This is a genomic window from Brevundimonas poindexterae, from assembly GCF_020524625.1.
In the GTDB taxonomy this organism is placed as follows: Bacteria; Pseudomonadota; Alphaproteobacteria; order Caulobacterales; family Caulobacteraceae; genus Brevundimonas; species Brevundimonas poindexterae_A.
The window spans coordinates 611,116-631,609 of sequence record NZ_JAIVLL010000001.1 but is presented as its reverse complement, the minus strand read 5'-3'; the positions used below and the strand labels follow the sequence as shown (position 1 = coordinate 631,609).

23 protein-coding genes are annotated in these 20,494 nt (G+C 67.6%); 13 read left to right on the top strand and 10 right to left on the bottom strand.

From position 1 onward, the window contains the following. Positions 1-11 precede the first annotated feature (11 nt). Complete coding sequence (locus LC068_RS03265) at positions 12-650, top strand: squalene/phytoene synthase family protein (RefSeq protein ID WP_226634528.1); 639 nt, start codon at positions 12-14, stop codon at positions 648-650. Positions 651-693: 43 nt separating this feature from the next. Then, positions 694-1,395, top strand: a complete 702-nt coding sequence (locus LC068_RS03260) for a VIT1/CCC1 transporter family protein (RefSeq protein ID WP_226634525.1) — start codon at positions 694-696, stop codon at positions 1,393-1,395. A 28-nt stretch (positions 1,396-1,423) separates the two neighbouring features. Here the strand turns inward: LC068_RS03260 and LC068_RS03255 are convergent, their stop codons facing one another. Then, positions 1,424-2,275, bottom strand: coding sequence for a hypothetical protein (locus tag LC068_RS03255; protein WP_226634523.1), 852 nt, complete (start codon positions 2,273-2,275; stop codon positions 1,424-1,426). Between the two features lie 64 nt (positions 2,276-2,339). Beyond that, positions 2,340-3,236 (bottom strand): oxygenase MpaB family protein, encoded by an 897-nt coding sequence (locus tag LC068_RS03250; RefSeq protein ID WP_226634521.1) that lies wholly within the window; start codon positions 3,234-3,236, stop codon positions 2,340-2,342. A 52-nt stretch (positions 3,237-3,288) separates the two neighbouring features. Here LC068_RS03250 and LC068_RS03245 point away from each other — a divergent pair, with 52 nt between their 5' ends. Continuing rightward, on the top strand, positions 3,289-3,786 hold the full coding sequence (locus LC068_RS03245; protein ID WP_226634518.1) for a hypothetical protein: 498 nt from the start codon (positions 3,289-3,291) through the stop codon (positions 3,784-3,786). Between the two features lie 92 nt (positions 3,787-3,878). Beyond that, the gene (locus tag LC068_RS03240) at positions 3,879-4,187 is read left to right on the top strand and encodes a hypothetical protein (protein ID WP_226634516.1); all 309 of its coding nucleotides are present in this window, start codon (positions 3,879-3,881) and stop codon (positions 4,185-4,187) included. Between the two features lie 44 nt (positions 4,188-4,231). On the opposite strand, the gene LC068_RS03235 is transcribed toward LC068_RS03240, so the two are convergent. After that, the gene (locus LC068_RS03235) at positions 4,232-4,441 is read right to left on the bottom strand and encodes a hypothetical protein (protein ID WP_226634514.1); all 210 of its coding nucleotides are present in this window, start codon (positions 4,439-4,441) and stop codon (positions 4,232-4,234) included. Beyond that, the gene (gene trmFO, locus LC068_RS03230; RefSeq protein WP_226634512.1) at positions 4,438-5,829 is read right to left on the bottom strand and encodes a methylenetetrahydrofolate--tRNA-(uracil(54)-C(5))-methyltransferase (FADH(2)-oxidizing) TrmFO; all 1,392 of its coding nucleotides are present in this window, start codon (positions 5,827-5,829) and stop codon (positions 4,438-4,440) included. Before trmFO ends, LC068_RS03235 begins: the two co-directional genes overlap by 4 nt. Positions 5,830-5,921: 92 nt before the next feature. Here trmFO and LC068_RS03225 point away from each other — a divergent pair, with 92 nt between their 5' ends. The 3 genes from LC068_RS03225 to LC068_RS03215 are packed head-to-tail and all read left to right on the top strand — an operon-like array spanning position 5,922 to position 8,567. Further along, positions 5,922-6,713: a hypothetical protein gene (locus LC068_RS03225; RefSeq protein WP_226634510.1), complete on the top strand. Its 792-nt coding sequence runs from the start codon at positions 5,922-5,924 to the stop codon at positions 6,711-6,713. 1 nt (position 6,714) lies between these two features. Further along, complete coding sequence (locus LC068_RS03220) at positions 6,715-7,641, top strand: hypothetical protein (protein ID WP_226634508.1); 927 nt, start codon at positions 6,715-6,717, stop codon at positions 7,639-7,641. 32 nt (positions 7,642-7,673) lie between these two features. Continuing rightward, complete coding sequence (locus tag LC068_RS03215) at positions 7,674-8,567, top strand: hypothetical protein (RefSeq protein ID WP_226634506.1); 894 nt, start codon at positions 7,674-7,676, stop codon at positions 8,565-8,567. 19 nt (positions 8,568-8,586) lie between these two features. Here the strand turns inward: LC068_RS03215 and uvrA are convergent, their stop codons facing one another. Next, entirely contained in the window at positions 8,587-11,526 is a 2,940-nt protein-coding gene (uvrA, locus tag LC068_RS03210; protein WP_226634504.1) for an excinuclease ABC subunit UvrA, read from the bottom strand. Positions 11,527-11,690: 164 nt separating this feature from the next. On the opposite strand from uvrA, the gene LC068_RS03205 reads away from it, so the two are divergent. Next, positions 11,691-12,191: a hypothetical protein gene (locus LC068_RS03205; protein WP_226634502.1), complete on the top strand. Its 501-nt coding sequence runs from the start codon at positions 11,691-11,693 to the stop codon at positions 12,189-12,191. A 2-nt stretch (positions 12,192-12,193) separates the two neighbouring features. Here LC068_RS03205 and LC068_RS03200 read toward each other — a convergent pair whose 3' ends face one another. Beyond that, on the bottom strand, positions 12,194-12,637 hold the full coding sequence (locus tag LC068_RS03200) for a hypothetical protein (protein WP_226634500.1): 444 nt from the start codon (positions 12,635-12,637) through the stop codon (positions 12,194-12,196). Positions 12,638-12,879: 242 nt separating this feature from the next. Between LC068_RS03200 and LC068_RS03195 the strand changes: the two genes are divergently transcribed. After that, on the top strand, positions 12,880-14,448 hold the full coding sequence (locus tag LC068_RS03195) for an ABC-F family ATP-binding cassette domain-containing protein (protein ID WP_319002471.1): 1,569 nt from the start codon (positions 12,880-12,882) through the stop codon (positions 14,446-14,448). A 3-nt stretch (positions 14,449-14,451) separates the two neighbouring features. Here LC068_RS03195 and LC068_RS03190 read toward each other — a convergent pair whose 3' ends face one another. The 4 genes from LC068_RS03190 to LC068_RS03175 all read right to left on the bottom strand — a co-directional run bounded on the left by LC068_RS03190 (position 14,452) and on the right by LC068_RS03175 (position 17,977). Further along, positions 14,452-16,044 carry an EAL domain-containing protein gene (locus LC068_RS03190; RefSeq protein ID WP_226634496.1) on the bottom strand — a complete coding sequence of 531 codons (1,593 nt, stop codon included), beginning with the start codon at positions 16,042-16,044 and terminating at the stop codon, positions 14,452-14,454. Positions 16,045-16,113: 69 nt separating this feature from the next. Beyond that, positions 16,114-16,560 (bottom strand): flagellar basal-body protein FlbY, encoded by a 447-nt coding sequence (locus LC068_RS03185; RefSeq protein WP_226634494.1) that lies wholly within the window; start codon positions 16,558-16,560, stop codon positions 16,114-16,116. Continuing rightward, the gene (locus LC068_RS03180; RefSeq protein WP_226634492.1) at positions 16,557-16,856 is read right to left on the bottom strand and encodes a rod-binding protein; all 300 of its coding nucleotides are present in this window, start codon (positions 16,854-16,856) and stop codon (positions 16,557-16,559) included. Before LC068_RS03180 ends, LC068_RS03185 begins: the two co-directional genes overlap by 4 nt. A 2-nt stretch (positions 16,857-16,858) precedes the next feature. Next, positions 16,859-17,977: a flagellar basal body P-ring protein FlgI gene (locus tag LC068_RS03175; protein ID WP_226634490.1), complete on the bottom strand. Its 1,119-nt coding sequence runs from the start codon at positions 17,975-17,977 to the stop codon at positions 16,859-16,861. Positions 17,978-18,156: 179 nt separating this feature from the next. On the opposite strand from LC068_RS03175, the gene LC068_RS03170 reads away from it, so the two are divergent. The 4 genes from LC068_RS03170 to LC068_RS03155 all read left to right on the top strand — a co-directional run bounded on the left by LC068_RS03170 (position 18,157) and on the right by LC068_RS03155 (position 20,444). Continuing rightward, the gene (locus tag LC068_RS03170) at positions 18,157-18,588 is read left to right on the top strand and encodes a flagellar assembly protein FliX (RefSeq protein ID WP_226634488.1); all 432 of its coding nucleotides are present in this window, start codon (positions 18,157-18,159) and stop codon (positions 18,586-18,588) included. A 152-nt stretch (positions 18,589-18,740) separates the two neighbouring features. Beyond that, positions 18,741-19,175 (top strand): RNA polymerase-binding protein DksA, encoded by a 435-nt coding sequence (gene dksA, locus LC068_RS03165; protein WP_209120088.1) that lies wholly within the window; start codon positions 18,741-18,743, stop codon positions 19,173-19,175. 4 nt (positions 19,176-19,179) lie between these two features. Then, positions 19,180-20,028 (top strand): alpha/beta hydrolase, encoded by an 849-nt coding sequence (locus LC068_RS03160; protein WP_226634487.1) that lies wholly within the window; start codon positions 19,180-19,182, stop codon positions 20,026-20,028. Next, positions 20,001-20,444 (top strand): hypothetical protein, encoded by a 444-nt coding sequence (locus tag LC068_RS03155; protein WP_226634486.1) that lies wholly within the window; start codon positions 20,001-20,003, stop codon positions 20,442-20,444. The genes LC068_RS03160 and LC068_RS03155 overlap by 28 nt, the downstream gene beginning before the upstream one ends. Positions 20,445-20,494: the final 50 nt, after the last annotated feature.

Here is a 20,494-nt window from a genome sequence, read left to right as displayed (position 1 = left end):
CGGAGGCAGGCGTGAGTGACTCTCCTGCGGTCGATCTGGACGCCCAGGTCCGGACGCACGATCCGGACCGCTGGCTGGCCAGCCGTTTCGTCAGCGACGAGGCGCGGCGCGCGCACCTGATTGCGCTGTATGCGTTCGAGTCCGAGCTGATGGTCATCCCCACGCGGGTGACCCAGCCGCTGCTGGCCGAGATGCGCTACCGCTGGTGGGCCGACCAGATGGACGGGGTGTTTGCGAACGTGCCCCGCATCGGCCATCCCGTTCTGGAAGCCCTGACCCGCACCGTCACACGGCACGATCTGCCGCGCGCGCCACTGGATGCCCTGATCGAGGCGCACATCGGTCGGGTGCACGGCGAGCCCCACGATCTGGACGCCTTCTACGTCGGACCGATGCAGGCGGCGGTGCAGATTCTGGCCGGGCCGGGCCACGAGGCGGCGGTGGTCGAGGCCGGACGGGTGCGGGGCCTGTCCCAGACCGGACGCATGGATGAGGCCCGCGCGCTGAGGCCTGCCGCCAATGCGGCCCTGAAGGCGCTGCCGACCGAGGCCTTTCCTGCCGTGGCCCCCGCGGCCCTGAGAGACCCGGCCGCCCCCGAACCGGTCAAGCGGCTAAGGCTCGTCTGGGCCAGTCTCACAGCCAGGGTGTAGAAGGGGCGGGTCGCGACCGGCGCGGACGTCCGGGGAGGGGACAATGACGCGGATGAAGGTCCACGCGGAAAGACACCGGGTGTCACGCATCGGCTGGCTGCGTGCTGCTGTGCTGGGTGCCAACGACGGACTTGTCTCGACCGCCAGCCTGGTGGCGGGGGTGGCGGCAGCCGGGGGACCGCGCGGCGCGGTGCTGGTCGCGGGCGTGGCGGGGCTGGTGGCCGGTGCGATGTCGATGGCGGCCGGTGAATATATTTCCGTCAGTTCGCAGTCCGACACCGAAAAGGCCGACCTCCTGCGCGAGACGGCTGAGCTGGCCGCCGATCGGGAAGCCGAGGTCGAGGAACTGGCCGGCATCTACGCCGCGCGCGGGGTCGATCCGGACCTGGCGCGCCAGGTGGCGCTGCAACTGATGGACAAGGATGCGCTCGGGGCCCATGCCCGGGACGAACTCGGCATTTCGGAAATCTCGACCGCCCGGCCGATACAGGCGGCGCTGACCTCGGCCCTGACCTTCGCCATGGGTGCGGCCCTGCCGCTGCTGGTGGCCGCCATAGCGCCGCTGGCGACCCTTCTGTGGTGGGTAGCGGGAGCGGCGCTGATCGGACTGGGGGCGCTTGGTCTTCTGGGCGCTGGAGCCGGAGGGGCGCCGCTGGCGCGCTCGGCGGTCCGGGTGGTGTTCTGGGGGACACTGGCCATGGCGGTGACCGCTGCGGTGGGCAGGCTGTTCGGCGCGGTCGTCTGAGCGGGTGAGGGGCGACCGAACCGCCTGATCACTCAGCCATCGGCAGTCGGGCGACATGGGGCTCGCCATTGACCAGCCAGACGAGGATGGGCGGCTGGCCCTCGGTCACCACCTCGACGCCGCGCTGGACCAGCGGGTAGCGGGCGACGCAGGGCGCGACGTCCGCGCCTTCATTCATATCGCAGGCGGTCAGATAGCGATCGCGCTCGAGCGGGCGGATGCGGCGCTCCAGTAGCGGGCCGGTCGGCAACGGGTTGGCGGTAATGACATTAAGGCTGCGGTTCGAGGCCTTCGCCAGCACGAACTCGACGTCATGGCGATAGCTGTGGGGCCGCAGGGCAATCAGGACGGTGTCGTCCTGGCCGTCATAGTCGACGTCCCAGCGGACAGCGTCGGCCGGCGCGGACAGGGCGGCGCTGGAGCCGGCCCCGGCGGTGGCTTCGGCGCGGGTGGCGACCACAGGCTTGTTATACAGGTACGGGGACCCCCGGCAGACGGCGTCGCTGATCAGGCTCTCGGCCGAGTGGGGGATGGCATGGACCACTTCGTCGATCGTTGCCTCGCCCAGCGTTCGGCCTTCGGCGTCGAAGACCTGAACCTGCTGCATGCGGATCTCGCCGTCGCAGTCGGTGGTGCCGGTGACCAGGGTCACGGCCTGATCGCCGACGACCGCGCCATGATTGACCCGGAGATACCGGACGGGGCGCTCTTCCCGCCGCGAGGGGCTGCCCTGCGGCAGCATATCCGCCTCGAGCAGAAACAAGGATGTGCCGTCAGGCTGCTCTGCGGTCGGGACAAAGTCGATCAGCTGGCGCCAAGGGCCGTCCTGCGGATCCGGAGCCGGGACAAGAAGGGCAAGGGCGGCCAGCACGCTGATCATGATCGTCACTCCGCAAATTCCGGCTGCAAGCCTATGACCCGCAACGTCCTTTGCCTAGCCGCGATCAGGAACGGGAAGGACGCGGAAACTCGGTCGCCTCGCGCGGCCAGACCCGGCGGTTGGGCGACTGGTCGAAGGCCCAGCGGATGAAGCGGGCGGTGGTCAGGGCGCTGTTGCGGACGAGCGGACGCGGCAAGGCGGGTCTGGGCCCGTGCATCGCCTGGGCCCAGGGGGGCAGGAGGTCAAAGCCGGCCTGCATGATCACCCCGGCTGCCGCGTCAACGGCGGGCGAGCCGATCCGCTGGCGCATGACCAGATCGGCGACCTCGCGGGTGCGGGCGTCGGCGCGCAGCTGGGGATGATACGACTGGATCAGGGCTTCCGCGTCCGCCCGCGTCCGGGGCAGGGGATCGGCGCCCAGCGCCTGACCGACGCGGGCCATCTCGTCGAAATAGGCGTCCTGTTCGGCCAGCGGCATGTCGGGCCGGGCGTAGCGGATCCAGGCATCGAGAAAGCTTATCGTCTCGGTCACATGGACCCAGGCGAGCAGGGCGGGGTCGGACACGCGATAGGCCGTACCGTCGGGCAGGGTGCCGCCCAGCTTCCTGTGGATGCGGTTGACCTTGTCGATGGCGGCGCGGCCCGCCTCGGCATGGTCATAGGTGGTTACGGCGATGAATTTGGCCGTGCGGCGCAGCCGCCCGTGCATGTCCGCGCGAAAGTCGGAATGGTCCCAGACCCCGGCCAGCACCGCCGGGTGCAGCATCTGCAGCAGCAAGCCCGACACCCCGCCGATCATCATTGTGACGACATCGCCATTGACCTGCCAGGCGACTGAGTCCGGCGGGAACAGGGCATCGCCCCGGCGCATCACGGGCCGCTCGCCCTTCTCCGCATCGTTGAACACATCGCTGATGCGCTTGCGGATGGCGGCGCGGAGGGTCTGGGAAGGGGAGAGCATCACGTTCTCGTGGATCGCTGGCGCCGGGGTGGAGCGGTGATAGCATCGGCTCATGATGTCGCCGACCCCCTTGCTTGTCGCAGCCGCCCTGGCCCTGACCGGACCCCCGGCGGCGCACGCATTGTGCATCTACAAGGGTGAACTGTATGCGACGACGACGATCCCCCAGGAGTTTGCGGACTCCCGCTGGGTCGTAAGGGCGCGCGTGACGGCCCAGACGGACAGCTGGGCGGATGCCGGCCCCGACTATGACGAGGACCCGTGGACCACCTACCGGATCGAGGTTCTCGAGGTCTTCAAGGGCGACGCCCCCCGCGAGATGACGGTGTTTACCGAGCGCGATAGCGGAGGCTTCTATCTTGAGCCACCCCGAGGGCGCTTTGATCCCAACGTCCAGTATCTGCTGTTCCTCAACCCGACCCAGATGTGGACTGACAGTCCCCCCGAGGCCAGGGGAACAGCCCGGGTCAACTACAACTGTGGCCAGTCAAAGCCTTGGCTTGACGTTCCGCTGCCCGACCTGAGCAGGCTTCTCAGCCAGGCCAGCTGACCGGCTCAGGACGCCCGTCTTCAGCCCGAGAAGTTCAAATCCCTTGTGAATCCGGGTGCGGTGAGGCTGACTGTAGAGAGGGGGGCCCGCTCATGCAGATCGTCGGCATCATCATCTACACCATCGTCTACCCGGCCGTGCTGGCGATAATTCCGGCCAGTCTGATGGCCCTCGTCATGAAGGGCGGGCGCCCGACGCTTGCCTTCCCAAACGCGCTCAAGGCAGCATTTTTGCCATGGTATGCAGCGCTGCTGGTGATGAACCTCATGTTCCTGTTCTATGCGATGCGTGGCCTTTCACGTCACGACGTGCCGGTTCTGCTGCTCTTGTGTGTGGTGATCGCCGGGGGTTGGGGTGCCGTGGTGAGCGTCCGGGCGGCGCGAGTCCGAACAGGAGCGTAGAGAGCGGCTCGCGCCAGGCGCCGGTGACGCCTCTGCGCAGCCCGTCAGGCCTGACCGGCCGGCGGCTGGAGGGCGAGGATCTTGCGGTCGAGGCGGGTGATCTCGGACTCCAGGCGCGCCTTTTCCGAGGCCATGTCGACAGGCGTGCCGTCGTCATAGGTGATCTGCGCCCCCTTCGCGATCAGGTCGAGGCGGTGGATCAGGGTGACGCGGCGCTCGATCAGGCGCTCCAGCTCGCTGGCGGAGCCGGTCATGCCGAGTCCCGCCAGGCCTTGAGCGACTCCATGGCGCGGATGCTCATCAGGCGTTTCTTGGCGCGGCCGCGGTCCTTGGGCGGGATCTTCTTGCCGTCCTCGTCGACGCGCGGCGCCTCGAGCGGCGGCAGCAGGCCGTAGTTGATGTTCATCGGCTGGAATTTCGAGCCTTCCAGATGGCCGCCGGTGATGTGTTCGACCAGGGCGCCGATGGCGGTCTCGGGCGGCGGGGGCGCCAGATCGCGGCCCAGAGCCTGGGCGGCGGCGAGGCGACCGGTCAGCAGGCCGAGCGCCGCGCTCTCGACATAGCCCTCCACCCCGGTCACCTGACCGGCGAAGCGCAGGCGGGGCAGGGCCTTCAGCCGCAGCTGGCGGTCCAGCAGTTTCGGGCTGTTGAGGAAGGTGTTGCGGTGCAGGCCGCCCAGCCGCGCGAACTGGGCGTTCTGCAGGCCCGGGATCATGCGGAAGATCTCGGTCTGGGCGCCGTACTTCAGCTTGGTCTGGAAGCCGACCATGTTGAACAGGGTGCCGAGCGCATTGTCCTGACGCAGCTGGACGATGGCGTGGGCCTTGACCGTCGGGTTGCGCGGATTGGTCAGGCCGACGGGCTTCATCGGGCCGTGGCGCAGGGTCTCGCGGCCGCGTTCGGCCATCACTTCGATCGGCAGGCAGCCGTCGAAATAGGGGACGTTCTCCCACGCCTTGAACTCGGTTTTGGGGCCGGCCAGCAGGGCATCGATGAAGGCCTCGTACTCGTCCTTGTCCATCGGGCAGTTGACGTAGGCGGCCGCGTCGCCGCCGGGTCCGGCCTTGTCATAGCGCGACTGGCGCCAGGCGATGTCGAAGTCGATCGAGTCGGCGTGGACGATGGGGGCGATGGCGTCGAAGAAGCTGAGCGACTCCTCGCCTGTGGTCTTCAGAATCGCGTCGGCCAGGGCGGCCGAGGTCAGGGGCCCGGTGGAGACGATGACATTGTCCCAGTCCTCCGGCGGGATGCCGACGATTTCCTCGCGCAAGACGGTGATCAGGGGGTGATCCATCAGGCGCGCGGTGACCGCTTCGGAAAAGCCCTCGCGGTCCACGGCCAGGGCGCCGCCGGCGGGCACCTGATGGGCGTCGCCGCAGCTCATGATGATGGAATCCAGCGCCCGCATCTCGGCGTGGAGCAGGCCGACGGCATTGTACTCCCAGTCGTCCGAGCGGAAGGAGTTGGAACAGACCAGTTCGGCCAGGCCGTCGGTCTGGTGGGCATCGGTCTTGATGCCGGGCACGCCACGCATCTCGTGCAGGATGACGGGCACGCCCGCGCGGGCGATCTGCCAGGCGGCTTCCGAGCCGGCCAGGCCGCCGCCGATGATGTGTACGGGAGAGGGGGAGGGAGAGGTCATCGCGGCTTTCTAGACACGCCGGGAGACTTCGTCAGCAACCGTCTGGTCGCACAGGCGGCAGGGACGCTAGAATGTCCCGTGGGGGAGGCAGAATGTCGGCACTCAGGGCATCGATGACGGACGCGCGCCGGTTGCAGCCGGGCAAGGCGCTGGCCACGGCGGTCAGGGGCCTGCCGCACCTGTGGGCCGGGGGCTGGCCCGGACTGGTGCTGCTGGGCCTGATGATTCCGCTGGGTCGCTGGGCGGCCGGGTCGACCGCGGCCGCCACCCTGGTGCATGCCATGGGGGCTGTGCTGACGCTGGCGGTCTGGACCGGGCTGACGGCGGTGGCGCTGGATCGCGACCCGCCCGCCGGAGGGGTCGCGCTGGGTGTCCGGCTGCTGCGGGTGGTGGCGGCGGCGGTGCTGAACCTGATCTTTCTGGCCATGATCGCGGTGGTGCTGGCGCTGGTCAGCCTGGCGATCTTCGGCATGTCCGGGCTGGATCTGGAGGCCATTCAGGCCCGGGACTGGGCCCGGGTCGGGCCGCTCTGGCAGATGGTGGCCCTGGGCGCCGTCGCCCTGATCGTGCTGGTCGTGCCCTTGCTGCTGATTGTGCGGCTGTCGCTGTTCGTGCAGGCGACCGTCGGCCGGGGCCAGGTGGTGTCGCTGAACACCATGGGGGTGGCGCAGGGCAGCTTCTGGCCGCTGATGGGGCTGTTCCTGATTCTGGCCGTGCCGCCGCTCGCCCTTCTGGGGTGGGCGGGCGCCAACGGGTTGATCGGGCTGGCGCTCGCGGGACTGATCGCGCTATGGCTACCCTTGTCGGCGGGGGCGCTGGCTGCGGCCTACGGGCAGCTGGAATACTGGACGCCGGACTTTTCACGCCACCTCGGGGGAGGGTGAGATGAAGACATTCGATATCACGGAGGCGCTCGCCGAGCCCTTTCGCCAGACCATGCGGCGCCCGATGGCGACGCTGGTGTGGGGGCTGATCGGCCTGCTGCCGAGCCTCGCGGGCATCGCCCTGATGTTCCATCTGTTCGGCAATGAGATGTTCTTCGAGCCGGACCCCGAGAGCATGGAAGACCTGGGCGCCTTCTTCCAGTTCCAAGGATGGTCGGCGATGATCAATCTGGTCGAGTGGCTGGGCTCGATCGTCGTGATCACGGCCGTGACGCGCGCGACCTTCGCCGTCCGTCGGCGGGACAACGCCTTCTTCCTGCGGGTTGGCTGGGACGAACTGTGGGTTCTGGTCGGCAGCCTGGTCGTGGCGATCGTGGCGGTGATCGCGGTATTGATTCTGGCGGCCCTGGCCATCGGTCTGGGCGTGGCGATCTGGCAGTTGCCCGAGGTGGCCCGCGTGTTTGGCTATCTGATTTTGGGCGTCGGGGTGCTGCTGGCGATCCTGCTGGCGGCCGGACGTGCCTATCTGATCCTGCCGGCCTGTGTCTGGCACCACAAACTGGCCTTTGAGGAGGGCTGGAAGCTGGGCCGCGGCAACACTTGGCGGCTGGCCGGTCTGGTCATCATGGTGGCCATCGTCAGCATCGTGATGTCGCTGGTGTTGCTGGTTGTCGGCGTGATCCTGCTGATGATCGTCGGCGCCGTTCTGGGCGGCTGGACTGCGCCGGCCATGGATGACCCGGAGGCATGGTTCGAGAACATCTTTGACCAGCCGATGATCTGGGTCACCGTGGGTGTCATCATGCTGATACCGCTGGCGTGGGCGCAGGGCTTCTTCCAACTGCTGGGCAATGCGCCCTTTGCCCATGTGGTGCGCGAGCTGTCGACCGATGCGGACATGGCTGACAGTGCATCCGAGTCCGTCTAGGGTCGGGCGCTCATCGATCGGGAGGGGTGACCATGTTTTCAGCGACAGACGCGGCCTTTGAGGGCTTTCGCGTGGTGCGGCGCAAGCCGGTGGTGCTGCTGTGGTGGGCCGGTTTCTACATGCTCAGCTTCGCCCTGATCTTTGCGGTGGCTGCGGGACCGATCATCGGCATGATCAATGCGTTCAGCGCCTTGCAGGAAATGGGCCCGGCCGCATCACCCGAAGACTTCGAACCGTTCATGATGGCCTATATGGGCGTCATGCCGCTTATGGTTCCGCTCGGGATCCTGCTGGGGGCCGTGACCACCGCTGCCGTGGCACGCTCGGTGGTGGAGCCGGGCAAGTCGGCCTTCGGCTATCTGCGCATCGGCATGGATGAGGTCCGCGTGGCGGTCGTCAGCCTGGTGCTGTCTGTCCTGATCGGCATCGCCTCTTTCATCGCCCTCACGGTGGCAGGCGGCGTCGGCGGCGCACTGATCGCGGCGGATGTGCCCGGAGCCTGGCTGGTTGCTATCGTTCTGGGCCTGGCGGCGGCTGCTGCGATCATCTGGCTCTATGTTCGTCTGTCGCTGGCGGTGCCGATCACCGTGGCCGAGAAGAAGTTTGCGTTCTTCGAGTCGTTCAAGATGACCCGCGGCCATGTGTGGGGCCTGATCGGCATGGCGATCATCGCCTTTGTCATGACGATTGTGGTGAGCATTCTGACCTCTATCGTCTTCTTCCCGGTCACCATGGGCCTGTTTGCGACCGTGGACTGGGAGGCGCTGGAAGGCGCCGATATTGCCACCATCCTGCAAAGCGCCGGGCCCATGATCCTGATCGCGATCGTGATCCAGGCCATCAGCGCCGCCCTGCAGGCCGCCGTCAGCTATGCGCCCTTCTCGGCTGCCTATATGGGCCTGAAGGGCACCGCCACCCACCTCTGATACTCGAAGCGCCCGGGCGTCAGGCTTTCGCCCGGGTCTTTCGTCGGGCGGGCGCGGCCTCGGCCGTGAGGGTGGCCACACGCGCCTTGCGGCGGTCCTCGTGGCGTTCCAGCACCGGTTTGAGGTAGCGGCCGGTCCAGCTGGCGGGATTGTCGGCCACCTGTTCCGGCGTGCCGGTCGCGACGATCTCGCCACCGCCGTCGCCGCCCTCGGGCCCGAAGTCGAGCAGCCAGTCGGCCACCTTGATGACGTCCAGATTGTGCTCGATCACCACGATGGTGTTGCCGGCCTCGACCAGTTCCTGGAGCACCTCCAGCAGCTTCTTGGTGTCCTCGAAATGCAGGCCGGTGGTCGGCTCGTCGAGGATGTAGAGGGTCTTGCCGGTGGCGCGCTTGGACAGCTCCTTGGACAGCTTGACCCGCTGGGCCTCGCCGCCGGACAGGGTGGTGGCGGGCTGGCCGACCTTGACATAGCCCAGGCCCACACGCTCCAGCGTCAGCATGCGGTCGCGGATCGGCGGGACAGCTTTGAAGAAGGTGGCGGCTTCTTCAACCGTCATATCCAGAACGTCGGATATGCTCTTGCCCTTGAAGACGATTTCCAGCGTCTCGCGGTTGTAGCGCTTGCCCTTGCAGACGTCGCAGGTGACGTAGACGTCGGGCAGGAAATGCATCTCGATCTTGATGACGCCGTCGCCCTGGCAGGCCTCGCAGCGGCCGCCCTTGACGTTGAAGCTGAAGCGGCCGGGGCCATAGCCGCGGGCCTTGGCCTCGGGCAGACCGGCGTACCAGTCGCGGATCGGCCCGAAGGCCCCGGTATAGGTGGCCGGGTTCGAGCGCGGGGTCCGGCCGATGGGGGACTGGTCGATGTCGATGACCTTGTCGAAATGCTCCATCCCCTCGATCCGGTCGTGGGGGGCTGGCGCATCCGACGCATTGTGCAGGCGGCGCGCGGCGGCCTTGTACAACGTCTCGATGGTGAACGTGGATTTGCCCCCGCCGGACACACCGGTGATGCAGGTGAACAGGCCGACAGGGATTTCGCCCGTGACGTTTTTGAGGTTGTTGCCGGTGGCGCCCGAGATGCGGAGCATCCGCTTGCGGTCGACCGGGCGGCGGCCGTCGGCGGGCAGTTCGATCTCGCGCTCGCCCGTCAGATACTGGCCCGTCAATGATTGAGGGTTGGCCATCACCTCCGCAGGTGTGCCCTGGGCGCAGATCTGGCCGCCATGCACGCCGGCGGCCGGGCCCATGTCGATGACATGGTCGGCGGTCAGGATGGCTTCCTCGTCGTGCTCGACCACCAGCACCGAATTGCCGAGGTCGCGCAGGCCGCGCAGACTGTCGAGCAGGCGGGTGTTGTCGCGCTGGTGCAGGCCGATCGAGGGCTCGTCGAGCACATAGAGGACGCCGGTCAGCCCGGAGCCGATCTGGCTGGCCAGACGGATGCGCTGGCTCTCGCCGCCCGACAGGGTGCCGGAGTTCCGCGACAGGTTCAGATAATCGAGCCCGACATTGTTCAGGAACCGCAGCCGGTCGGTGATCTCCTTGAGGATGCGGCGGGCGATCTCGGCCTGTTTCTCGGTGAGGGTCTCCTCAAGCGTCGAGAACCAGAGGTAAGCCTTTGAGATCGACAGGGCGCTGACGTCGGCGATGTCCTCGCCACTGATCTTGACCGACAGGGCCTCGGGCTTCAGCCGTTTGCCGCCACAGGACTCGCACGGGGTTTCCGACTGGTAGCGGCCCAGCTCCTCGCGCACCCAGGCGCTGTCCGTCTCGCGCCAGCGCCGCTCCAGGTTCGGCAGCACGCCCTCGAACGGCTTGGAGACCTCATATTTGCGGGCGTTGTCGTCATAGACGAATTTGATTTTCTCCTTGCCCGTGCCGCCCAGGATGACGTCGCGCGCCTGCTGCGGCAGGTCGCGCCAGGGCTTGTCCATCGAGAAGCCATAGTGGCGGGCCAGCGCCTGCAGCGTCTGGGTGTAGAGGGGCGAGGGGCCGCGCGACCAGGGGGCGACCGCCCCCTTGTGCAGGGTCTTGTCGCCATCGGGCACGACCAGGCCCGCATCGAAGGCCAGCTTGACGCCGAGGCCGTCGCAGGACGGACAGGCGCCGGTCGGGCTGTTGAACGAGAACAGGCGTGGCTCGATCTCGCTGATGGTGAAGCCCGAGACCGGACAGGCGAATCGCTCGGAAAAGATGATGCGGCGGGGTTCGGTCTCGCCATCGGCCACGCTGGCCCATTCGGCGACCGCGATGCCTTCGGTCAGCTTCAGCGCGGTCTGCAGGCTGTCGGCATAGCGGCCCTCAAGGCCATCCTTTGTGATCAGCCGGTCGACCACGACATCGATGTCGTGCTTGAACTTCTTGTCGAGCGTCGGTGCGTCCTCGATGGGGTAGAACTCACCATCGATCTTGAGCCGCTGATAGCCCAGCCGCTGCCATTCGGCGATTTCCTTGCGGTACTCCCCCTTGCGGTCGCGCACCACGGGCGCCAGCAGCAGGATGCGCTCGCCCTCGGGCAGGGCGGTCAACTTGTCGACCATCTGGCTGACGGTCTGGCTTTCAATGGGCAGGCCCGTGGCCGGCGAATAGGGCACCCCGACCCGCGCCCACAGCAGGCGCATATAGTCGTGGATCTCGGTGACCGTGCCGACGGTCGAGCGCGGGTTCTTCGAGGTGGTCTTCTGTTCGATCGAGATGGCCGGCGACAGCCCCTCGATCAGGTCGACGTCGGGCTTGCCCATCAGCTCCAGGAACTGGCGGGCGTAGGCCGAGAGGCTCTCGACATAGCGTCGCTGGCCTTCGGCATAGATGGTGTCGAACGCCAGTGAGGACTTGCCCGAGCCGGACAGCCCCGTCATCACGACCAGCTGGCCGCGGGGAATATCGACGTCGACGCCCTTGAGATTGTGCTCCCGTGCGCCGCGCACACGGATGAAGTCGTGTTTTTCGATCATGCCTGTCCGGGAACGCAGAGAGGGCCGGACGGGTCCGGCGCGACGCCGGTATATGGGCATTGATTTGCCGATTTCAGCAAGAACAAATGCGGAACTCGCTGTATCGCACTTCTTGAACCCGCGCGGTCTCCGTGCCAGCGTTCCCTTGGAAACGGGAGTGAGTGATGTCGATGGCCTGGATGCGGGCGCTTGCAATGGTGATGACGCTGGCGGTGGCGGCGTGCAGCATGCCGTCCCTGACCGGTGATGAAGACCGCAATCAGGAAGCCCAGGCGATTATGGTCGCCCTTGCGACCGGAGATGACGCCCGGATCACCGAAGCCATGGCGGCGGGCACGGATCTGGAACAGGTCGCGGCCCAGCTTCCCTTTGTGAAGTCCATGCTGCCCGAGGGGCCGGTGCCGGAGGGCAAGACCGAAGGCTGGCAAACGAATGCCGGGACGGGGGGCATGACCTACAGTCTGGTGCGCAGCTACGACTATCCGGACCGGGTCATTGTCCAGAACGTCGTATTCCGGAAGGAGGGCGAGGTCTGGAAGGTTCACGGCTTCCACATCAATGCGAACTTCAAACCCGGCGCCACGCCTGAGGGGCCGGCAGCGGTAGCGGCCGATAGGGCGCCGCAAGCGGATGAAGCGCCCGTTCTGAGGCCGGTCGATCCTTAGGATCACTGGACCGGCGACATATCCGCCAGGAAGGTGCCGGTTCGGAGGGTGATGTCGCAGCGCCAGTCGGTGACGCCGTCCCAGCTGCAGCCGTCGGCGCCGAAGCGGTCGCGCTGGAGAGGTTCGGTCGTGCGCAGGGTGCGGCCCTCGACGGCGTATTCCGAACCCATAGCCTGGCTGCGGGTGGCGAGGCCGTCGTAGAAGGCCCGGGCCGGCTGGCCGGAGCAGCTGAACACCAGAAGCTCGGTGCCGGGGTCGGACGCCCGCGCATAGGTGCCGGCGTCGATGGCCTGACCGATGCAGTCGGCATAGAGGCGGGCGTGGGGCGGCGCAGTCTGTGTGGTGACCGGCCGGAGGTCCAGCGGATCGGGCGGCCCCGCCGGTGCGTGGGCGCAGGCCGAAATCCCGGCCATGGCCATCAGAATCCCGCCCGCCGATCGCTTCATGGCCGCCTCCCGTCCGTTCGCCTGTGGCACGATCTCACGGCATCGTGCATCTGGCCAAGGGGGAATGGCGCTTGCACCCATCGGCAATCCATCCCATTCTCCTAGCTTCGCGTGAGTAGTTTCTGGAGGCCAGACGATCATGATCAGCGCTGTGGAAATCGGTACCGCCCTTTCCCTCGTCGCCCTCGTGGTCGCCTATGTCTCGCTCCAGCCTCGCCCGAAACCCGTGCCCATCCGCGTACGTGACGCTCAGCGGCGTCGCCGCCCGCACGCCTGACGGCCGCACCCTTTTTGACAATCTGAACCTGTCGCTGGGGCGCGAGCGCACCGGCATTGTCGGCCGCAACGGCACCGGCAAGACGACCTTGCTCGACCTGATCTCGGGCGACCGTGCCCCCGCCGAGGGATCGGTCGCGCGGGCAGGCAGCATCGCGCGCCTTCGTCAGGAAGCCGACAGGGCGCCGGATCTGACGGTCGCGGGCGTGCTGGGCGCGGAAGCGGCGCTGGCCCGCCAGCAGCGTATTCTGGCGGGGGAAGGCACGGCAGATGACCTGGCCGAGGCCGACTGGACACTGGAGACGCGGCTGGAGGAGGCGCTGGCCGCCGTCGGTCTGCGCGGGCTGGCCCTCGGCCGGGACGCCGCCACCCTCAGCGGGGGTGAGCGCACGCGTCTGGAGCTGGCGGCGCTGGAGCTGGTCGGGGCGGATTTGATCCTGCTGGATGAGCCGACCAACCATCTCGATGAGGCGGGGCGCGCCCTGGTGGCCGAGCGACTGGCGACATGGCCGGGCGGGTCGGTGGTGGTCAGTCATGACCGGGCGCTGCTGCGCCGGATGGACCGGATCGTCGAGCTGTCGCCTCTCGGTGCGGCCGTCTATGGCGGGAACTACGAGCTCTATGCCGAGCGCCAGGCCGTCGAACGCGAGGCCGCTGAACATGATCTGGCCGTCGCCGAACGCGCAGTGGTACGGACGGCTGCCGAGGCGCAGCGCCGGGCGGAGAGCAAGGCCCGGCGGGATCGGGTTGGGCGGCGCAAGGGCATGAAGGGCGACATGCCCAAGATGCTGCGCGACGCGAAGATTGAGCAGGCCGAGCAGTCCGGGGCCAGTCAGGTCCGTTTGGCGGCGAAGCAGGCGGAAGACGCGGAACAGGCATTGGCCGCCGCGCGTGACCGGGTCGAACGGGTAAGGCGCATGAGCCTGACCCTGCCGGCGACCGGACTGGCAGCGGTGCGGCAGGTGCTGACCCTGGACCGGGTGGTCGTCGCGCCGGCGAAGGGCGTCCGCATCGGCCCGGTCGATCTGCGGCTGATCGGGCCCGAGCGGGTGGCCATCACGGGACCGAACGGCTCGGGCAAGACGACGCTGCTGGACCTGATCGCGGGCCGGTTAGAACCCTCAGAGGGGCAGGTCGGACGCTCCGTGCCGATGGCGATGCTGGACCAACACGCCAGTATCCTGCGCGATGAGGAGACGCTGATCGAGGCGTGGCAGAGGCTGAACCCCGGCGGCACCCTGAATGACGCCCAGGCGGCGCTGGCGCGCTTCCTGTTCCGCAATGTCGAGGCGCACAAGTCGGTCGCGACTCTGTCGGGTGGGGAGCGTTTACGGGCCGCCCTGGCCTGCGTGATGACCGGCCCGGAGCCCCCGCAACTGCTGGTGCTGGATGAGCCCACCAACCACCTCGATCTGGAGGCCATCGAAGCGGTGGAGGCGGCGCTGGCCGCGTGGGACGGGGCGCTGGTGGTGGTCAGTCACGACCGCGATTTTCTGAACGCGATCCGGATTGATCGCGAGCTCCGTCTGGACTGAGGTTCAGCCCCAGGACTCGACTGCACCGCGGCGGCGGGCCGCGACGGGGGGCGCCGGGGGCTCCAGCCGGGGCCGGGGCTCGGGCTTGCCGTAGAACCAGCCCTGGCCGAGATCGACGCCCAGGCCGACCATCAGTTCGGCCACCTGTCCGGTCTCGACCCGCTCGGCCACGGTCTTGAGCTTGAGGCCCGCACACATGTCGACCAGGTGGCGGATCAGGGTGCGGGACTTTTCGTCCTCGCAGGCGCGCATGACGAAGCCGCCGTCGATCTTCACCCCGTCGACCGTCAGGTGGTTGAGATAGTCGAAGCAGGAGGCACCGACCCCGAAGTCGTCGAGGTAGACGCGGAATCCGGCCTTGCGAATCCGGGCCAGCCGCTTCTGGGCGCCCTCCAGATCGGCGATACTGGCGGTCTCGGTAATCTCGAGGCTCAGGCGGCGGCGGATGTCGGGATCGTTGGCTGACAACCGCAGCAGGGCCTCGCCATAGGCGTCGGAATCCAGCGATCCGGCCGAGACGTTCACGGCGATGTGGGTCAGGCCATAGCCGGGGCTCTTCATCTGCTGGATGGCCTTTTCGGCCACGACCAGATCGAAGCTGTCGATCAGGGCGAGGGTTTCGGCCAGGCGGATGGTGCTTTCGGGACCGTCGCTGCCGGGAATGCGGGCGAGGGCCTCGAAGTGGTGGACCGCGCCGGTGCGCAGGTCGACGATCGGCTGATAGTGAAGGCTGAAATCGCGCGCCTTCACCATGGCGCGGAAGCTGTCCATCTGCACGAGCGTGCGATCCAGCGTCTTGTGGAAGGTCACATCGGGGGCGTCGAGCGCGCCATTGGTGATGCAGACCTCAAGCGCATGGCGCATGGCGCGCAGGGTGGCGTGGCGGTCCCTGCCGTTGGTCAGATTAACCTGGCGGACGTCGGCACCGACGTCGATACCTTCCAGGGCGGCGACATTGTGGATCGCGTCCTCGACGGCCGAGGCGTCGCCGTCGCGGCGCAGCAGGGCATAGGCATTCCCCGCCAGATGCGAGGCGGAGGCCCCGTCGATCGATACGGATTGCAGGGCGTGATGCAGATGGGCCTTCAGACCTTCCATCCGGTCCGGCTCGACGCTCTCAAGGCCCGTGACATCGACGAAGGCCAGATTGATCGCGTCCGAGCCTGATGCGGCCAGCAGACCGCTGGTCTGACGCAGCAGGTCGTCGCGCGACAGCATTTCGGTGGGCTGGGGGGCTTCGAGCGCGAAGGGCTGGCCCAGCCAGGTGAGGGCGCACGACAGATGAGGGGCCAGTTCGGGCAGGCTGAACAGGCGCAGGCGGACCCGGCGATAGGTGCCGCGGCCCAGGTCGTACATCAGATCCAGCGGTTCGCTGCGGGCGCCTGGCGTCAGGTCCGTCAGCGCGGCTTCAAGCCGCTCGACACTGCGGGCCTCGAAAAGGTCGGTCAGCGAGCGGCCGGTCCATGTCGCCTCAGGGGAATGGCCGGCGCAGGGGGCCGCCCCCATGGCCAGCACAATACGGCCCCCTCCGTCGATCTCGACGAGGGTGTCCGCCGAAGCGAAGGCCAGACCCAGAAGACGACTGTTGAGCGCCATTGCCGCACACTAGCGTGGCAGTCTTGAAGAAACCGGTGGCAAGTCTGGTTTACGAGAGGTTTCCGGCGATCAGGCCGAACGGTTGAAGGCCACCGCGCAGGCGTCGGTCGGGGTTGCCTGACCGGTGGCGCCATAGGCGTTGGGGGCGCCGCGTTGCTGGCGGATCTCGGCGGCCAGGGTCTTCACCAGACCTTCCGAGATGATGCGGGCGGCCTCGACCGCGCGGGCGTGGCGACCCAGGATGGCCTCGAACGCCTCCGTGGCCTTGATCAGGGCGGCGCGGTCGGGGGCGGGGGCGTGGGCGAGGCCGGACGGATCGGCCTTAAGCTGGGCAGACTCGCGGCGATAGCGATTGGCCAGCTCCTGGGTCTCGGCCAGACCTTCGGCAACGTCCTGCGGGCGCTGGGCCTCGAAGGCGGCCAGCTCATCGGACAGGCGACGGGTGAGAGCCTGGGTCAGGTCGATCAGCTGGCGCACGCGGGCCGAGGCATTCACGGTCAGGGCGGTGTCGATCATTCCGGAACTTCCTGCATCTGGAGCATGGTGGACATCACCTGATCGGCCAGGCCGATGCCGCCGGCGCGGGCGGTCTGCTTGGCCATTTCGTCGATCAGGAAGGACCGCCAGGTGCCCTCGGCCTCGCCGCCGCCGAACGGGGCCTCGGTCGAAATGCCTTCGAACATGGGGCGCAGCATCTGGGCGATGAAGGAGGCCTCAAAGTCGATGGCGGTCTCGCGCATGCGGTCCTGGCGGAGAGCCGGGGTCTGGACCGGGCGGAGCAGGTCGGGAGAGAGGGAGATCGGATCGCTCATGCTCACATCACCTCGATGTCGGCTTGCAGGGCGCCGGCGGCCTTGATGGCCTGCAGGATGCTGATCATGTCGCGGGGCGTGACGCCCAGCGCGTTCAGCCCGGCCACCAGGCTGGAGAGGGAGGCCCCGCCGCCGACGATACGCATCTGGGTGCCCTGATCTTCTTCGACCGTGACGGTCGAGGAGGGGACGACCACGGTCTCGCCGTCACTGAACGGCGCGGGCTGGCTGACGAAGGGGTCTTCCTGGACGCTGACGGTCAGATTGCCCTGGGCGATGGCGACGGTGGAGATGCGCACGGCATCGCCCATGACGATGACGCCATTGACCTCGTCGATGATCACCCGGGCGGGGGCATCGACCATGATCGGCAGGTTCTCGATGCGGCTGAGATAGCCGGCCATGCCCCAGCCCTGGGGCGCGCGGACGGTCACGACCGTGCCGTTCTCGGCCCAGGCCGTGCCGGGGTAGGCGTCGTTGATGGCCCCGGCCACCCGCTGGGCGGTGGTGAAGTCGGGATTGCGCAGGGTCAGGCGAACCTCGGGCTGGCGGCTGAGGTCAAAGCCGGTTTCGCGCTCGACTACGGCCCCGCCCGCAATGCGTCCGGCGGTCGGCACGCCGCGCGTGACGGACGAGCCCGAGGCGCCCGAGGCGGACAGCGAGCCGGTCTGGATCGAGCCCTGGGCCACGGCATAGACCTCACCGTCAGCGCCTTGCAGGGCGGTCACGACGACCGTGCCGCCCAGCAGGCTCTTGGCATCGCACAGGGTCGAGACCGAAACGTCGATCCGTGCGCCGGGCGTGGCGAAGGGCGGCAGTTCGGCCGTGACCATGACGGCGGCAATGTTCTTGGTGTTGGCGTTTGCGCCCCGGATGTTGACGCCCTGGCGCTCCATCATCCCTTCCAGAGACTGGCGGGTCAGGGGGCAGTTGCGCAGGTTGTCGCCGGTGCCGTTCAGGCCGACGACCAGGCCATAGCCCACCAGCTGGTTGGACCGGACACCCTCAATCGAGACGATGTCCTTGATGCGCGACTGCGCCTGGGCGGCCTGCGGCAGGGCGACCACGGCGAGCGCACCGGCGGCAAGGCAGGAGGCGAGGCGGGCAAGAACTGACGACATGGGGGCGGTCCTGACAAACATGCCCGGAGGGATGCCAATTCCGTGCCGGAGAGAAAGTGTCGGAATTTCAGTGGCCTGATCTGTGAAGCTTGCACGCAGGTCTGCATTTTCTGCCGGGCCGTTAACCAAACCCTCACCTCGTGGCCCCAATCAGGAACCATGGTCCGGAGTGCCCGCACATGAAGATCACTGGTCCCCAGTCCAACACCCCCGCCGGTCGGCCCACGCGTACGGGTCAGGCCTCGGGCGGATTCAGCCTGGGCAGCACGGCGGGGGCGACTTCTACCGGCGCGAAAGCCGGCGTGTCCGGCCCGGCAGGCCCGACCAGTGTCGCCTCGCTGATGGCCCTCCAGGGCGTCGATGGGATCGAAGGTCCGCAGGAGCGGCGTCGGCGTGCCATCCGCCGGGGCAGCCGGCTGCTGGACCGGCTGGAGGCGCTGAAGCTGGCGCATCTGGCCGGGCAGGGCGGCGCCGAGGCCCTGTCCGCCTTGTCGCTAACCGGCCGTGAGGAACGTCCGGATGCCGAGGATGCAGGCCTGAATGCCGTGCTCGACCAGGTGGACCTGCGGGTCGCGGTCGAGCTGGCCAAAGCCGCCGTCGCCGGGCGCTGACACCCGCTCAGGGTGCGGGGGAATTGTCACGGCTCACGGCATAGTGACCCGATAAAGCTGACCAAACCGGGGAATCGGCTTGAGACGACTCGTCGCCTTGCCTATAGGCCTGCATGCGCCACAGGGGGGCGTGAGAAGTGAGCGTGAGTGCGATGAACGCATTAGCGTCTGTGGTGACTGAAGGGACGGAAGTGTATCGCCCGTCCGACGACGAACCCTTCATGAACGAGCGGCAGCTGGCCTATTTCAAGGCCAAGCTGAACGCCTGGAAGGATGACATCCTGCGGGAGTCCCGCGGCACGGTCGTCAATCTGAAGGCCGAGACCGAAAATCATCCGGATCTGGTGGACCGGGCCTCGTCGGAATCCGACCGGGCGCTGGAATTGCGGACCCGTGACCGGCAGCGCAAGCTGATCGCCAAGATTGACGAGGCCCTGCGCCGGATCGAGGACGGCTCCTACGGCTATTGCGAGGAAACCGGCGAGCCCATCAGCCTGGGCCGTCTGGAAGCCCGCCCGACCGCGACCCTCTCGGTCGAAGCCCAGGAACGCCACGAGCGCCGCGAGCGCGTCCACCGCGACGACTGACGGCATGACCGGGATGCGGGGCCTTGTCAGCATCCTGTTCGGTCTTCTTCTGCTGGTCCCGGCGCCACAGGCAACCGCGCAGCAGGTCGGCGAGGTTCCGTTTCCAGCGGCCCTCCGCGGCGAGGCCTTCCGGCTCGAGTCGGCGACCCTTGGCCGGGGGTTCGACCTCTATGTCCGCCTGCCGCCGGAGTACGACCATGAGGGCCCGGCCTATCCGGTCGTCTATCTGCTGGATGGCGACAGCCTGTTTCCCATACTGGCGGCCAATCACCTCTTCCTGACCTACGAGGAAAACCTGCCGGAAGTCGTGATCGTCGGCATTGCCTATGGCGGGTTCGAACCCTCGGTGAACCGCCGCAACATCGACTTCCAGTCGCCCGATGAGGGTGTTCCGCCCGAAGACGCCGGCGCCGGGCGCTTTCACACCTTCCTGACCGATGAGCTGATCCCCGTGATCGAGGCGCGGTTCCACGTCGATCCCGACGGGCGCGTGCTGTTCGGCCAGTCCCGGGCCGGAAATCTCGTGCTCTATTCGGCGGTCGCCCATCCCGACGTGTTCCGGGGGCGGATCGCCAGCAATCCGTCGCTCACACCCGGCATGGGGTCGATCCTTGACGGGGCCGCCCCCGCCGGGCGGGACGACCTCCGGGTTGTCATCACCAGCGGCGAGCGGGACAGGGCCGACCTTCCGGCGGAAGCGGCCCTTTGGGTCGATACCTGGTCTGGCCGGGATGTGCCCGATCGCCCGTGGGACATTCGCCTGATCCGGATTCCCGGCGGCACCCACGCCGCCAATTCGACGGACGCCTATCGGGCGGGGATGTTATGGCTTTTCGGAAAGGCTGGACCCTGATGCCGGGACTGTTTGCCCTTCTCGCGCTCGTCGGGTTCGCCGACGATCCCGAGCCCAAATATGCCGAGTGGGTCAACGACTATCACCATCTTGCGATCGACTGCGATTTCATCACGCACAGCTTTGGTCGCAACGCTGCTTGGGGCCTGTGGCGGATGCCGTTCGAACAGGTCGACTGGGTGCGCTCGGAGCCGGGGCCGGATGGTGAACTGGTCCTGACCTTTTCCTGTCTCGACGGCACGGCCTGCATCCAGCAGGGCGCGCTCGACGACACACCTGAGCGCATCAGCCGGCATGAGGTGCCCATCAAGTCCGCAGACCGTATCGCAAGTCTGGAAGCGGTCGCGACAGTGATCAGCGTGGAGTGTGCAGTGGCCGAAATGGAGGCCGGAGACGCCGAAACCTCATCGGACTGACGGGCTTGATTGCCGCGCCTGACGCTTCCCTGCCTTGACTTCGACCGGGC

What these genes read in the sequence shown, in the direction of transcription:
- LC068_RS03205 (WP_226634502.1), top strand. Translation starts at nt 11,691, where the DNA reads ATGTCGATGGCCTGGATGCGGGCGCTTGCAATGGTGATGACGCTGGCG.
- LC068_RS03190 (WP_226634496.1), bottom strand. Translation starts at nt 16,044, where the DNA reads ATGGCGCTCAACAGTCGTCTTCTGGGTCTGGCCTTCGCTTCGGCGGAC.
- LC068_RS03235 (WP_226634514.1), bottom strand. Translation starts at nt 4,441, where the DNA reads ATGACCGGCTCCGCCAGCGAGCTGGAGCGCCTGATCGAGCGCCGCGTC.
- trmFO (WP_226634512.1), bottom strand. Translation starts at nt 5,829, where the DNA reads ATGACCTCTCCCTCCCCCTCTCCCGTACACATCATCGGCGGCGGCCTG.
- LC068_RS03200 (WP_226634500.1), bottom strand. Translation starts at nt 12,637, where the DNA reads ATGAAGCGATCGGCGGGCGGGATTCTGATGGCCATGGCCGGGATTTCG.
- LC068_RS03245 (WP_226634518.1), top strand. Translation starts at nt 3,289, where the DNA reads ATGATGTCGCCGACCCCCTTGCTTGTCGCAGCCGCCCTGGCCCTGACC.
- LC068_RS03170 (WP_226634488.1), top strand. Translation starts at nt 18,157, where the DNA reads ATGAAGATCACTGGTCCCCAGTCCAACACCCCCGCCGGTCGGCCCACG.
- LC068_RS03160 (WP_226634487.1), top strand. Translation starts at nt 19,180, where the DNA reads ATGACCGGGATGCGGGGCCTTGTCAGCATCCTGTTCGGTCTTCTTCTG.
- LC068_RS03240 (WP_226634516.1), top strand. Translation starts at nt 3,879, where the DNA reads ATGCAGATCGTCGGCATCATCATCTACACCATCGTCTACCCGGCCGTG.
- LC068_RS03180 (WP_226634492.1), bottom strand. Translation starts at nt 16,856, where the DNA reads ATGAGCGATCCGATCTCCCTCTCTCCCGACCTGCTCCGCCCGGTCCAG.
- LC068_RS03260 (WP_226634525.1), top strand. Translation starts at nt 694, where the DNA reads ATGACGCGGATGAAGGTCCACGCGGAAAGACACCGGGTGTCACGCATC.
- uvrA (WP_226634504.1), bottom strand. Translation starts at nt 11,526, where the DNA reads ATGATCGAAAAACACGACTTCATCCGTGTGCGCGGCGCACGGGAGCAC.
- dksA (WP_209120088.1), top strand. Translation starts at nt 18,741, where the DNA reads ATGAACGCATTAGCGTCTGTGGTGACTGAAGGGACGGAAGTGTATCGC.
- LC068_RS03175 (WP_226634490.1), bottom strand. Translation starts at nt 17,977, where the DNA reads ATGTCGTCAGTTCTTGCCCGCCTCGCCTCCTGCCTTGCCGCCGGTGCG.
- LC068_RS03215 (WP_226634506.1), top strand. Translation starts at nt 7,674, where the DNA reads ATGTTTTCAGCGACAGACGCGGCCTTTGAGGGCTTTCGCGTGGTGCGG.
- LC068_RS03255 (WP_226634523.1), bottom strand. Translation starts at nt 2,275, where the DNA reads ATGATCAGCGTGCTGGCCGCCCTTGCCCTTCTTGTCCCGGCTCCGGAT.
- LC068_RS03155 (WP_226634486.1), top strand. Translation starts at nt 20,001, where the DNA reads ATGGCTTTTCGGAAAGGCTGGACCCTGATGCCGGGACTGTTTGCCCTT.
- LC068_RS03185 (WP_226634494.1), bottom strand. Translation starts at nt 16,560, where the DNA reads ATGATCGACACCGCCCTGACCGTGAATGCCTCGGCCCGCGTGCGCCAG.
- LC068_RS03250 (WP_226634521.1), bottom strand. Translation starts at nt 3,236, where the DNA reads ATGCTCTCCCCTTCCCAGACCCTCCGCGCCGCCATCCGCAAGCGCATC.
- LC068_RS03220 (WP_226634508.1), top strand. Translation starts at nt 6,715, where the DNA reads ATGAAGACATTCGATATCACGGAGGCGCTCGCCGAGCCCTTTCGCCAG.
- LC068_RS03225 (WP_226634510.1), top strand. Translation starts at nt 5,922, where the DNA reads ATGTCGGCACTCAGGGCATCGATGACGGACGCGCGCCGGTTGCAGCCG.